This is a genomic window from Geminisphaera colitermitum TAV2 (assembly GCF_000171235.2).
Taxonomy (GTDB): Bacteria; Verrucomicrobiota; Verrucomicrobiia; order Opitutales; family Opitutaceae; genus Geminisphaera; species Geminisphaera colitermitum.
In genome coordinates, this window is sequence record NZ_ABEA03000009.1 from 1 (window position 1) to 11,982 (window position 11,982).

Annotated in this window: 12 protein-coding genes and 1 pseudogene; 7 read left to right on the plus strand and 6 right to left on the minus strand. The window is 62.0% G+C overall.

Annotated features, from left to right (window positions below; all coding sequences use genetic code 11):
* The 3 genes from OBACDRAFT_RS01625 to OBACDRAFT_RS01635 form a co-directional block, all read right to left on the minus strand.
* Nucleotides 1–985, minus strand: a 985-nt coding sequence (locus OBACDRAFT_RS01625; protein WP_112787751.1) for a cytochrome C assembly family protein, incomplete at its 3' end; no start/stop codon positions are given.
* A 52-nt stretch (nucleotides 986–1,037) separates the two neighbouring features.
* Nucleotides 1,038–1,379 (minus strand): DUF4032 domain-containing protein, encoded by a 342-nt coding sequence (locus OBACDRAFT_RS29145; protein WP_232766518.1) that lies wholly within the window; start codon nucleotides 1,377–1,379, stop codon nucleotides 1,038–1,040.
* Between the two features lie 32 nt (nucleotides 1,380–1,411).
* Nucleotides 1,412–1,726: a metal-sulfur cluster assembly factor gene (locus tag OBACDRAFT_RS01635; protein WP_043582361.1), complete on the minus strand. Its 315-nt coding sequence runs from the start codon at nucleotides 1,724–1,726 to the stop codon at nucleotides 1,412–1,414.
* Between the two features lie 206 nt (nucleotides 1,727–1,932).
* On the opposite strand from OBACDRAFT_RS01635, the gene OBACDRAFT_RS01640 reads away from it, so the two are divergent.
* Nucleotides 1,933–3,225: an RsmB/NOP family class I SAM-dependent RNA methyltransferase gene (locus OBACDRAFT_RS01640; protein ID WP_043582363.1), complete on the plus strand. Its 1,293-nt coding sequence runs from the start codon at nucleotides 1,933–1,935 to the stop codon at nucleotides 3,223–3,225.
* A 382-nt stretch (nucleotides 3,226–3,607) separates the two neighbouring features.
* On the opposite strand, the gene OBACDRAFT_RS01645 is transcribed toward OBACDRAFT_RS01640, so the two are convergent.
* The 3 genes from OBACDRAFT_RS01645 to OBACDRAFT_RS01655 all read right to left on the minus strand — a co-directional run bounded on the left by OBACDRAFT_RS01645 (nucleotide 3,608) and on the right by OBACDRAFT_RS01655 (nucleotide 5,934).
* Nucleotides 3,608–4,057, minus strand: coding sequence for a GatB/YqeY domain-containing protein (locus tag OBACDRAFT_RS01645; protein WP_043582364.1), 450 nt, complete (start codon nucleotides 4,055–4,057; stop codon nucleotides 3,608–3,610).
* Nucleotides 4,058–4,150: 93 nt separating this feature from the next.
* Nucleotides 4,151–5,032 carry a helix-turn-helix transcriptional regulator gene (locus OBACDRAFT_RS01650; protein WP_232766520.1) on the minus strand — a complete coding sequence of 294 codons (882 nt, stop codon included), beginning with the start codon at nucleotides 5,030–5,032 and terminating at the stop codon, nucleotides 4,151–4,153.
* A gap of 35 nt (nucleotides 5,033–5,067) precedes the next feature.
* Nucleotides 5,068–5,934 (minus strand): substrate-binding domain-containing protein, encoded by an 867-nt coding sequence (locus OBACDRAFT_RS01655; RefSeq protein ID WP_232766522.1) that lies wholly within the window; start codon nucleotides 5,932–5,934, stop codon nucleotides 5,068–5,070.
* A 231-nt stretch (nucleotides 5,935–6,165) separates the two neighbouring features.
* Here OBACDRAFT_RS01655 and OBACDRAFT_RS27390 point away from each other — a divergent pair, with 231 nt between their 5' ends.
* The 6 genes and pseudogenes from OBACDRAFT_RS27390 to OBACDRAFT_RS01685 all read left to right on the plus strand — a co-directional run.
* Nucleotides 6,166–6,909, plus strand: a complete 744-nt coding sequence (locus OBACDRAFT_RS27390; protein ID WP_043582370.1) for a hypothetical protein — start codon at nucleotides 6,166–6,168, stop codon at nucleotides 6,907–6,909.
* Nucleotides 6,873–8,210, plus strand: a complete 1,338-nt coding sequence (locus OBACDRAFT_RS01665) for a heparinase II/III domain-containing protein (protein ID WP_043582372.1) — start codon at nucleotides 6,873–6,875, stop codon at nucleotides 8,208–8,210. Before OBACDRAFT_RS27390 ends, OBACDRAFT_RS01665 begins: the two co-directional genes overlap by 37 nt.
* A gap of 19 nt (nucleotides 8,211–8,229) precedes the next feature.
* Complete coding sequence (locus OBACDRAFT_RS01670; RefSeq protein ID WP_043582375.1) at nucleotides 8,230–9,093, plus strand: hypothetical protein; 864 nt, start codon at nucleotides 8,230–8,232, stop codon at nucleotides 9,091–9,093.
* Nucleotides 9,094–9,145: 52 nt separating this feature from the next.
* Nucleotides 9,146–10,547 (plus strand): annotated as a pseudogene (locus OBACDRAFT_RS31170) (MFS transporter).
* Nucleotides 10,544–11,215, plus strand: coding sequence for a type II secretion system protein (locus tag OBACDRAFT_RS24790; protein ID WP_052360834.1), 672 nt, complete (start codon nucleotides 10,544–10,546; stop codon nucleotides 11,213–11,215). The pseudogene OBACDRAFT_RS31170 and the gene OBACDRAFT_RS24790 overlap by 4 nt, the downstream one beginning before the upstream one ends.
* Nucleotides 11,216–11,279: 64 nt before the next feature.
* On the plus strand, nucleotides 11,280–11,982 hold a 703-nt coding region (locus tag OBACDRAFT_RS01685; protein WP_043582377.1), incomplete at its 3' end, for a pyruvate formate lyase family protein.

An 11,982-nucleotide genomic window follows, 5' to 3' on the forward strand; every position in this document is an offset into this window, starting at 1 on the left:
GAGCATCGCGCAACGCGGCTTGGGCGGCGGCGTCGAGCGCCAGACGTTCGCGCAGTTCCAGCGACGCCTGCTGGTGACTCGCGCCGAGATGAAAGAGGAGGCTCATCGCTGCAACGCAACCTCCTCGCTTTCGCAGGCACTCCCGCTGGCGCGTTCGCCCCCCCCCCCCCCCCCCGGCGGGCTGGCGGCTGTTGTCCACCGGCCAGAGCGAGGCGAGAGCGCATGCATAAAGAATCACGCAGGCCCACGCGAATTTTTTGGCGATCCATCGCCCGCGCAACCGCAGCACCAGCACTGCCGCATAGGCCACCCACACGCCGACGGTCACGGCGATTTTGACGGCCTTCACGCTGTCGGGCGCGCGCAGCCAGTAAACTGAACCCACGACGAGCGACGCGCCCAGCAAAACGACTCCCGCCGTCAACAATCGCACGCTGATGTGGTCGAGAGAGGTCACGGGTGGCAGAAACGCAAACGCGCCGCCCAGTCGCTTGTGTTTCAGGCTGTGGTGGCGGAGCAAAAACATCAGCGAGGTCAATGCGAGCAGGGCGAACACGCCGTAACTGAACAACGCCAGCGCCGCATGAAACTCGATCCACGGACTGACAAAAATCCCGATGCGCCGCTCCGCGTCCCAACCTGGTATCGCCAGCGACACTACCGTCAGCGCGGCCATGAGCATGGACGAGAAATAGCCCAGCAGGCTCAGCCGGAAAGTCGCCCCGATGACCAGATAGAGCGACGCCGCAGACCAGGCCGTGAACTGAAAAATCTCAAACGTGTTGCCCAGCGGGCATCCATGAACGGCCAGACCGCGCAGGTAGAGGCCGAATGTTTGCAACGTGTAGGCGGCCGACAGCAGCACATACATGGCGGCCCGCGAGTGGCGGCGGTCGCGCAGAAGCGCGATGGTGCCCAGCACGAAGCCCGCAAAGTAGAGCGCGGCGGCGAGCCATAGCCAGGTGCGGTCGGTGAAGGGAATCATGAGGAAAAACGGAAGCGGAAACGGAAATCGACTCAAACCGAGTTAAGTCGAATTAAGTCGATTTCAGGCGATGTTTCGCCCCGCCGTTGACCTTTGTTCCTGCGCCGCTGCTCGTGTTCCCCGTCCCTGTTGCTCCTCCCGTTCCTCCTGTTTGATGAGAGCCAGTCGGTGGCAGGGTGCCGGCGCGGCGTGCGGCGCGCCAGCTTTCACGGTGTTTGCGAATCCAGTCGAGCAGCGCCCGCTCAAAACCGATGTCGTAGCCGAGACGTTCGGATTCCAGCCATTTGTGTTTCAGGATCTCCTCACGTTCGGCCAGAAATTCCTGATACAGGCTCGATTGTTTAACGAACTCGCGGGAGGAAGGATCGGACTCCGAAGGAAGAGGACTTGCCATAGCTAACACGGCTGTTGTGGAAGGACTTGGGTTTAGGTAAGGTTAAGCGTCCGTCGGCCTTCCTCGGTGATCATGTCGGGTCGCCATACGGGCTCCCAGACGATTTCGACGCGTGCTTGCTTGATACCATCGACTTGAAGAAGCGTTTTGTGAACATCTCCTGCGATAGCGTTGGACATTGGGCATCCTTGGGAAGTCAGGGTCATTTTCACGGTGACAGCCGCCCCATCGTTTTCTTTTGCAAGATCCACGGAATAAACGAGCCCGAGATCAACGATGTTCACGGGGATTTCAGGGTCCTTGCAGGTGCGTAGAGCAGTATAAACGTCTTCTTTCGTAGGCCCCATGATGAATTTGAGGGCTAAACGTAGGGGGACGCCCCTACCTGTCAATGACTCCCGGGCTTATGAAGCAATTTGACGATGAGTAACAGTAAACCGATTGCGGCTCCTTCTGTTCCTTATGCCACTCCTGCCTCTTGCGTCATCCCATGCCGGTTTAGCCTTTAGTCTTCAGCCTTCAATCCTTCAGGCTTTTCAGAACTTTATTTCCCATGTCCGCCCTCTTCCAACGCGCCGCGCTCATCATTGATCAAATAACTCCCGACCACCCGGCCGACTCCGTCCTGCGCCGTGCGCTGGGCGAACTCCGGCATCTTTCCCCAGCCGAGCGGCGCGACATTTCGCATGCGGTTTTCAGTTATCACCGCTGGCTTCGCTGGGTGGAAGAGAGCGGCCCTCGCACCGCTCAGGTGGCCGCCGCCCTTGAACTCCAGCGCCGTTTCGACGCCGACCCCGCCTCGATCAAGATCGAAGCCCTTGCCGCCCGCGCCGTCCCTGACTGGGTGCTTGATGCAATCGACTTTCCTGACGCTCCCCCCGCTCCTGCCAATGCCGGCGTCAGCGCCCGCGCCGCCTGGCTTCGTTCTTTGCAAACCCCCGCCCCGCTTTGGCTCCGCGTCCAACGCGAATTTGCCGACAAACTCCCGCGTGCGCTCGGCCACTGTGAGCCGCAGCCACCCGTGCCTTCTGCGTCTCCTCCGTCTTCCGCAAACCTGGCATCGTTTTATTCCGCGCTTCGCGCTCCGACCGCATTTCGTTACACTGGCCCCAAGGACCTCTATCGCACCGACGAGTTCAAACAGGGTCTTTTTGAAATCCAGGACCTCGCCTCGCAACTCGTCGGCCACGCCTGCAATCCGCAACCCGGCGAGACGTGGTGGGACACATGTTGCGGCGAGGGTGGCAAGACGCTGCACCTTTCCGACCTGATGGACAACCGCGGTCTCATCTGGGCCACCGACCGCCACACCGGCCGCCTCGCCACGCTGCGCAAGCGCGCCGCCCGCGCCCACGCCTACAACTACCGCGCCGTCACTTGGAATGGCGGCCCCTTTCTGCCGACCAAAACCAAATTCGACGGCATCCTCATCGACGCTCCATGCAGCGGCACCGGCACCTGGCAGCGCAATCCCCACGCCCGCTGGACCACCACGCAGGACGACGTCAGCGAACTCGCCGAGATTCAGCTCCAACTCCTCAACCACGCCTCGCCTGCGCTCAAGCCCGGCGGCCGGCTCATTTACGCCGTCTGCACCCTCACGCGCGCCGAGACCACCGCCATCGCGAACGCTTTCACCGCCGCGCGCACCGCCGATTTCGAGCCGGTTGCCCTGCCATTTTTCAGCAATGCCGAAAACTCCGGAGAACCGGGTGGAGCGCGTAGCGGAAAAACCGATACAGCCCATGCGACGTCGTCCGCGACCGCGCCTTCGCAACTCACCCTCTGGCCCCACGAACACAACGCCAACGGCATGTTTATCGCCGCCTGGCGACGTCGCGGATAACCGCCACCGCAGGACATGGAGTGACGGCGATTCATCGCCGCTTTGACGGGCCGTTTTAACGGCCCGCTCAGACCGCGGTAGTGCGACGCGATGAATCGCATCGTCCAAAGCGGTGATGAATCACCGCACTCCACAAAAGCCATCTTCGTTGCCGGCTCAAATGACGCGGGGCATCCCGCCCGCTGTTTTCACGCCAGAGGTCGAGGACCATAAGGAGGGCGGGTCTCCAGACCCGCCAGACGCGGCGCAGCCGCGCCTTCCGGAATGGCGGCGCTTTGCGCCGTCGGCGGGTCAGGAGACCCGCCCTCCTTGGTGGGATGCGTAACCAGCGGGCTGCGACCCCAACTGTAACGCGAGACGTTCCGCCCGCCACGTTCTCTTTTTACGCCAGCTTCGCCTGGATCAACTTGCTCACTGCGCCGAAGTCGATCGGCACCGCGTCCGGGTGTTGCTTGAGCGCACCGATCACCTTGCCCATTTCCTTCTTCGATTGCGCTCCCGTTGACAGAATCGCCTCGTTGACGAGCACCTCCAGACGTGCGGCGTCGAGTTGTTTCGGCAGATACTTTTCGAGGAGACGAATCTCGATGTCGTTGGCCGCGGCGAGATCGGAGCGACCACCCTTTTCAAACTCGGCTTTTGCGTCGGTGAGATTCTTGACGGACTTGCGCAACGTCGCGATTACGAGCGCATCGTCGATTGGCTTGTTGAGGTCCATCGATGCGCGCTGGATCGCCCCATCGTTGGTGCGGAGCACGGTGGCAGTGGCGGAGTCGCGGGCCTTGACGGCAGTGATGATGTCGGCGCGGAACTGTTCGTAAATGGTAGCCATGATGAAGCGCAGCGTGCGCGGGGAAGCCCGCATGTCGAGCCCCCGTCCGCGTCCTCCCCCCCCCCCCCCCACACACGCGCTCCATCGCGCCGCTCAACCCTCCGTCGCAAACCGCGCCTGATTCCCCCCCTCCCCCTCGCTGGTGACGAGTTGCAGGCGACGCCGCCGAAATTCCCCCGGCGTCTCGCCGCGCAATTCGAGAAACCGGCGATTAAAATTCGACAAGTTGCCAAACCCGCTTGCAAACGCCACCTCCGTGATCGTCGCGTCTGTATCCACCAAACGGCGACACGCGTGACTGATGCGCATTTCGTTCAAAAATTTGGAGAACGTCTTTTTCGCCGTGCGTGCGAAGAACCGCGAAAACGCCGCCTCGCTTAACCCCGCCACTCGCGCGACCTCGGCCAGGTAAATTTTCTCGTTCAAATGCGCGCGCACGTAGTCGAGCACCTTGTTGATCCGCGCCGCCTCCTCCGGCTGCAATGTGGACTGATACCCGGCGCTCGCCAAAAACCGGCATCCCGCCGCCGCCCCCCCCCCCGCCGCCGCAGCAGCTAGTCCCAGCGTATCCAAAAACAACGGCAGCCGCGCCTCCGGGCTCGCCTGCATCAACCTGGCCAGCGCCTCCTTGATCCGCTCGCCGCTCTTCCCATAAAACATCAGTCCGCGATGCGCCCGTGTGAGAACGCCGCGAATCGTCCGGTTTTCTGGCAATTCCCAAAAACCAGAGCCCAGGCAATCTTCCCGAAATTGCAGAACCTGCGCCACTGGCTGGGGCCGGGTGATGTCCGGATGGAACATGTGAGGCAGATTGGCCGCCAGCAGGACGACAAACCCATCGCGCAGTTCTCCCATTGCATCCCCCACGATCCACTGCCCGCGTCCATGCGCGAAGTGCGTCAGTTCAAACTCTGGATGCACATGCAACGGATTCCAACACTCGCGTCCTGAATAAGTCAGACACGCAAACGACATGCCGTCCGTGTAAGGAATTTTTTCAAACCGCGCCCTCATTTGTTATTCGCTCCCCGCAATGTTTTTCCCTCCACCCATTCGCCCTCGACAAGAGTCAGCCGTGCCTGCACCGGCAATCCCTGTTCGTTGCGCATGATCTGCGCCGCTACTTGTTCAAGGGTGATCGCGCCAATCAACTCATTGCGTTCCTCCACCCCCGTGCAGGCCGAATCGTGCGAACGGATCACCGTCACCAGTCCCACGTCTTCCGGCACACGCATCTTCAGCGCATGCAACCACTCCAATTCCTGCCCCATCAACGTGATTACCGCCTCCGGGCGATGCTCGCACAACCATGCGCCAAACGCCTTCATCGCCGGCTGCTCCGGCGAATAAAAAAACACCGGCATCCGTTGTCCCCCGAAATATTCCTGTTCCGATTGCGCGTAGCCTCCCAGCCACCGTGATCCACGGGCGCGCAGATTCTCCATCGACAAAATCATTCCGATCCGCCGATAGCCTCGTTTGATCAACTCCGCATACGCGATCAGCACATTGCCATACTGGTCATTGGCCACCCGGTCCACCGGCTGCACCCACGAGTAACCAGTCGTCACGCACGCGTAACGCTCCCAGCGCACATTCACGACCCTTGTTGTGTATCCACGGAACGGCGCCGCCAGCACCAGTCCACGGACACCTCTTGCATACAAAATCTCGTCCACCCGCTCCGGGCGCATTCCCTGCTTCCCCAGGAAAAAAAACTCCAGGCCAAACCCCAGTCCTTCCGCCTGCCGCGCCATTCCGTCATGATATCTCCGATACGTCTCAGTGGAAAACCAGTCCGCCTCCGACCTCATGTCCACCAACACCGCGATGCACCCCTTGTCTCTCAACGGACGCCCCGACCGGATGTGACTCATCAACGACGACACATACGAATTGGGACGGTAACCGATCCTCTCCGCCTCCCGCAAAACCCGCGCCCGCGTCCGTTCCGGGATTGAGGCGTGCCCGCGCAACGCCAGCGAAATCGTCCCCTGATTAAGCCCCAGATTACGGGCGATGTCCTGCTGTGTGGCCATGCTTACTCAACGTTATGAGTAATGCCCGCATCGCAAGCCCTCAGATTCTTCCGCCATGTTGATCTTAACATGCTTCCCGTTTCCGCAAGCCTCCCCTGCCTCGCCGTCGCGTTGCTGCTCCTCCTCCCCATCAACGTCTCCGCCTCCCCGGAAAAATCCTGGTATGCCGCCGAACTCGACCAGCTCGAAAGACGACTCGCCTCGACCACCTCCGACGACCCCCTCCGGACGCAAGCCAACCTCATCCTTGATGAAGCCCGCGGCCTCCTGAAACTTCCCCTCGTCCGCCGCGCCGCCACACTCGACGAACTCAAAACCCCCGGCAACAAACGCCCCGGCGCCATCGACGCCCGCACCTGGGTCATCCAAAAAATCGACCCCGCCAAAGCCCAGGACTTCGCGCTCGCCAGCGCCGACGTTTCCGCCGCCGAAACCCTTGCCCGTGAACTCCCCCTCCTTGCCGCCGCCTATCGCCTCACCCACGACACCGCCCTCCTCGAACGCCTCTGCGAACAACTCGCCGAATTCGCCACATGGAACCCCGTTCAACGTCCCGGATGGACGCTCTACAACGGCACCAACGACCTCCCCGCCGACCGCAACGACGGCGTCTGGCTCGCCACCGGCCACGGCTTCGCCGCCCTCTGCCAAACCCTCGCCATCCTCCCGCCCGACACCCTCCCCCCCCCCTCCACACCGCCCTGCGCGCCCAAATCGACCGCGAAATCAACCGCACCCTCGCCGACTGGCGCGCCACCCCCAAACGCGCCTGGTACATGCGCTCCAAAAACGTCACCACCAACCAGTGGATAGTCCCCTTTGCCGGCCTCGCGCTCGCCGCCGCCACCGACATCGAAAACTACCGCGACGCCTACGAACTCGCCATCGCCAACCTCACCATGACCCTCAATGCGCTCGGCCCCGAAGGCGCGTCCTCCGAAGGCGCCTCTTATGCCATGAACCGCTCCGCGCCCGTCCTCTACCTCGCCGCCATCGGCACCCGCGCCACCGGCGACGAACGCATCGCCTCCCACCCCTTCCTGCAAAACTTCCCCACCTGGCTCTCCCAGATCTTCCAACCCGGCGAAAACGCTATCAACGCCTTCGACTGCTGGGGCACCCTGCGCGGCATGTATCACACCTTCACGCCCAACATCACTCTCCTCGCCACCCTTTCGCGTTCGCCCCACCTCGCGTGGATTCTCCGCAACCAGATAAAAACCAACAGCCGCGACCTCAACGGACTCCTCTCCCTCAACATCCCCGACACCCTCCCGCAAGCCCCGCCGCTCTGGGGCGCCTACGACCGCGCCCGCTGGGCACTCTGGCGGAGCAGTTGGGCGGATGACGCATCCGGAGTCTGGATACGCGGCGAACACCCCGCGGATTTCCACGCCCACAACGATCACGGCCACGTCAACTACATCGTTCGCGGCAAACCCCTCCTCATCGAAGCCGGCACGCCCGGTTACGACCACGCCCTCAAGGCCGACCGTTATGACTCCGTCATCGGCCACAACGTCTTGCAAGTCGGCGACGAAATCTTCCCGAAAAAATTCCGCAACGTCCCCCTTCTCGTCGCCAGCCTGGATGCCACTGGCGGCGACGTCACTGTTCGCGGCGCGCCCGGCTACGCCAACGTTCGCGTCTGGGACCGCCGCGTTCGCTGGGATTCCGACACCCTCACCGTCACCGACGACGTCGAACTCAAAACGCCCGACACCGTTCTCTTCCGCTGGCACCTCGCCTCGAAGCAACCCCTCGCCCTCGCGCCCGCCAACGCGGCCACCCGTATCACCGCCACGCTTCCCGCCGGTGAAATCATTTACAACGGCTGGAGCGGCGCGCTCCCCGAAGGCGATTTCTGGACGCCGCCCGCGAAAGACATTCTCCAAACGCCCTCCGCCGCCATCTCCATCGAAACCGACCAACCGGTCACCGCCGCGCAGGAGAAAGGTTACGATCACACCCTCAAATTCCGCGTGCAAAACAACACGCACACCCTGCTCACCGTCCGCTCCGCCGGTCCCGTCTCCAAACTGAAAATGACAACCACCTTCACCTCTCCGGTTCCCGCCGGGAGCTTCAGCACACAAACGCAACCTCAACATTAACACAAAACGCCAAAATCCCATGAGCACCAAACCCGCCACATTCGCCGTCATCGCCAGCCTCGTCTTGCTGATGACCGCCTCCACCGCGACCCTTCAGGCCGTCACCCTCTCGGAAAACTTTGAAACTCAGACCACCGGCGCCACCGGCACCGCAGCGGGCTGGGCCAACGCCTTTTTCGGTGACGGCATCGGCGGCTGGATTATCGAAGACACCTCTGTCGCTCCGCCGGAAACCTACCCCGCAATCCCTGCGGGCAACGGAACAAAATCCCTCGCCCACAATGCCACCGGCAACAATCACATCGTTCGAAAAGCCTTCGGCGCCGCCAACCCGTTTACCGACACCGACACGCTTTATTTCTCGGCTTGGGCCGTCCCCTACTCGACAGGCACCGGCGTGCAAAGCCTGCGCTTTGGCACGGTGTCGGGAACAAACACCTACATGATTACACTCTTCACGATCGAACCCGACGCCACGGACCCTCTTCTTGTCCGATTCACTGTCGGGACAGGAAACAGTGGCGGCACACTTGTTCCTTCCACCCAAACCTTCGCACGCGACCACTGGTATGAATTTCAACTCGTCATTAACCAGGACACCGGAGCCACCACGCCCACCCTCTCGCTCTTTGCCCGCGACGTTACCAATGGCGAAACCACCCTCTCCGCTGTCGCCGGTTTGCAAAATCTCAGCATCACCCTGAGCAGCATAACCAAAGCCTCCACTTGGACAGACTGGGCAATCCGTTCCAATGGCCGTCAAAACGTGGACAACCTCTATCTCTCCACGGCGCCCATCCCCGAACCCGCGGCCAGCGCGACGCTCGTCATTCTTGCCGCCGCCGCCGCCACCCTCGCGTTCCGTCACTACCGTCACCGCTGAACCGATTTTGAGGACGCCGGGCTCTGCCATCTCCAGCGCCCGGCGTCCATGAATCCCTCCCCCCCCCACCCCCCTCCCCGTGAAAGCCACTCCGCCCAAAATCTGGCGTGCCGGAACGCTCACCTACACGACGGCGGGACTCATCACGCTCTTTCTCTGGTTGCTGTGGGGCGACTTCGCATGGTCCATGCGGGATCGCTCGGTCGGGCCGATGTCGCAATGGTATCTGAACGAACTCGGCATCTCGGACTTGTTATTCGGGCTGCTTTTCAGCTCTTTCCCCGCGCTGATCGGCATCGTTCTGGTGCCCATCATCAGTGTGAAATCCGACCGTCACCGAGGACGCTTCGGACGCCGGATACCGTTCCTCCTCGTCACCTCGCCGATTGCCGCCCTGGGCATGATCGGGCTGGCGCTGACACCCTCTCTCGGCACATGGGTGCACGGACACTTCCCCGGCCAGAGCGAACAAACCGTGGCGCTTCTTTGCTTCGGCGCATTCTGGGCTGTATTTGAAATCGCCAGCATCACGGGGCTGGCCATCTTCGGCGGCCTCATCAACGACGTCGTGCCCGAGCCCCTGCTCGGGCGTTTTTATGGATTGTTCCGGGCGGTAAGCCTCATCGACGGCATGATCTTCAATTACTGGCTCATGGGAAAAGTGCCCGGCCACTACACACTGATTCTGCTCGTTGTCGGCGTCTTTTACGGCACGGCGTTCCTGTGGGTCTGCTTCAAGGTGAAGGAAGGAACATATCCTCCCCCCCCCCCCCTCCCCCCGGCAGACGGCGCGCACCACCCATTTTATCCAAAACACCAAGAAAGGCGTCAGCACCTACTTCCGTGAGTGCTTTTCCAATACCTACTACGTGTCTGTTTTCCTGATGATGACATTTGCGGGTGTCGCCTTCGGCTCGCTCAACATCTTCTCGCTGCCCTATGCCAAAAACCTCGGCATGAGCATGGATCTTTACGGCAAAGGCCTTGCCCTGACCTATCTTGTTTCCCTGGCCCTCGCCTGGATTCTCGGCTGGCTGGCCGACCGTTTTCATCCGCTCCGCATGGCGATTGCGACGCTCGTCGGCTATGCGCTGGTCATGATCGCGGGCTGGCTGTTTGCCACTTCGTCAACCTCGTTTTTTATCGTGTGGGTGCTGCACGGCGTGTTGTGCGGCAGTTATTTTACCAGCGCCGCCTCGCTCGGCCAGCGCCTGTTCCCCCATTCAAAATTCGCCCAGTTTGCCTCCGCCGCCGGCATTCTCGCCTCATCGGGACAAATGCTGCTCGGCCCCGGTCTGGGACTGCTGATTGACGCCACGGACAAAAATTACCGACACACCTTTTCCGTCAGTATCCTATTAACCATTGTCGCCCTCCTGACTGCCGGCGCCGTCCATGTGAAATTCATGCGGCTTGGCGGTCCTGGGGGCTACTCAGCCCCCGAACCATCATGAAACTTCCCAGCCCTCCCCGTGCTTTCACACTCATCGAGTTGCTCACCGTCATTGCGATCATCGGCATTCTCGCGGCGATTATCATTCCCGTCGCGGGAAAGGTTCGCGAGTCGGCGAAATTAACGACATGCACCAACAACCTCCGCCAGATCGGCATCGGCCTCAACATGTGGGCCACCGACAACAAGGGGCGCCTCCCGAACTTTCCGACCAATCCGACATGGTGGGACAGCTACGCCATCTGGAACAATCCGGGCGGCAAGGCCGACTGGATCGGCATCGGCAAACTCTACGGTGACGGCTACGTCACCGACGGGCGCATCTTTTACTGTCCCACCGCGCTCGCGGGCATGTATGACTACGAAAGCCAGTGGGCGCCCAATGTTCGTGGAACGGACAACGTCACCGGTTTCCGCTCCGGCTACTGCCAGCGCATCGCGCCCGCCGAACGCCCGCTCACGCTCACCGACGGCGTCAACCACATCCTCGTGACGGACAATTTTGTCGTGAACCACAGCCAGCACGCCTCCGCCCGCAACAGCGCTAACGGTGCGCGCTACGTGAACATCCTTTACATGGACGGCCACGTCCGCTGCGACAAAACTGGCAACCGCTGGGCGCACACGCCCAACAACGCCCTTTACGAAGACTGGGAACGATATCCCTGAGACCGCCAATGGCATCCTCGATTTTCCGACCTTCGACATTAGACTGAACACTGCCTCCTCACCCATGATCAAAATCGACCAAAGCATTGCCGCCGCCCTTGAACTGCGTCCGCTCCACGCGCCGTGGGACGCCGTGCCGCCGCTCTCCCTCGAACTCGCCCTCACCGACATCGCCCGCCGCCACGAACACTCCCCCGCCTCCCGTCGCGAAGCCGCCATCCTCCGCGTCCAGCTCCCCGCCATGTTCCAACCCATGCGCCCCGGAGACACCCTCGCCGGACGCCCCCGCCTCCCCCTCGTCGGCCTCAGCCCCGAACTCATGGGCATCGGCCTCTATTGCCTCGAAAAACCCATCCGCCAAATCCTCGCCAGCGCCCCGCCGCAAACCTTCACCGACGACCACCGCCGCCGCGTCGAGGGCATGCTCGACTACTGGCGCGCGCGCGCCACCCACGCCAAAATCCGCGCCGCCCGCGACCCCCTCACCCACCGCCTCCTTTCCGAGGACGACTGGTTTGACCACCCCGGTTCCGCCTTTCCCCTCTACCGCATCGCCGGCACCAACCTCGACTATACAAAACTCCTCCGCAACGGCCTCCCGCAACTCATCCAAAACCTCGAAACCGACCTCGCCTCCCTCCCCCCCCCCGCAACGGCCAACTCCGCCGAGGCCGCCACCGCGCACTCCGAAAAACGCGAACTCCTCGCCGCCACGCGCGACACCCTCCAAACCCTCCTGGACATCACCCGCCGCCACGCCGCCGAAG

Bases quoted from the DNA above. Each gene is read 5' to 3' on its own strand.
- OBACDRAFT_RS29145 (WP_232766518.1), bottom strand. From the start codon at position 1,379: ATGGCAAGTCCTCTTCCTTCGGAGTCCGATCCTTCCTCCCGCGAGTTC.
- OBACDRAFT_RS01635 (WP_043582361.1), bottom strand. From the start codon at position 1,726: ATGGGGCCTACGAAAGAAGACGTTTATACTGCTCTACGCACCTGCAAG.
- OBACDRAFT_RS01640 (WP_043582363.1), top strand. From the start codon at position 1,933: ATGTCCGCCCTCTTCCAACGCGCCGCGCTCATCATTGATCAAATAACT.
- OBACDRAFT_RS01645 (WP_043582364.1), bottom strand. From the start codon at position 4,057: ATGGCTACCATTTACGAACAGTTCCGCGCCGACATCATCACTGCCGTC.
- OBACDRAFT_RS01650 (WP_232766520.1), bottom strand. From the start codon at position 5,032: ATGTCGTTTGCGTGTCTGACTTATTCAGGACGCGAGTGTTGGAATCCG.
- OBACDRAFT_RS01655 (WP_232766522.1), bottom strand. From the start codon at position 5,934: ATGAGTCACATCCGGTCGGGGCGTCCGTTGAGAGACAAGGGGTGCATC.
- OBACDRAFT_RS27390 (WP_043582370.1), top strand. From the start codon at position 6,166: ATGCTTCCCGTTTCCGCAAGCCTCCCCTGCCTCGCCGTCGCGTTGCTG.
- OBACDRAFT_RS01665 (WP_043582372.1), top strand. From the start codon at position 6,873: ATGCGCTCCAAAAACGTCACCACCAACCAGTGGATAGTCCCCTTTGCC.
- OBACDRAFT_RS01670 (WP_043582375.1), top strand. From the start codon at position 8,230: ATGAGCACCAAACCCGCCACATTCGCCGTCATCGCCAGCCTCGTCTTG.
- OBACDRAFT_RS24790 (WP_052360834.1), top strand. From the start codon at position 10,544: ATGAAACTTCCCAGCCCTCCCCGTGCTTTCACACTCATCGAGTTGCTC.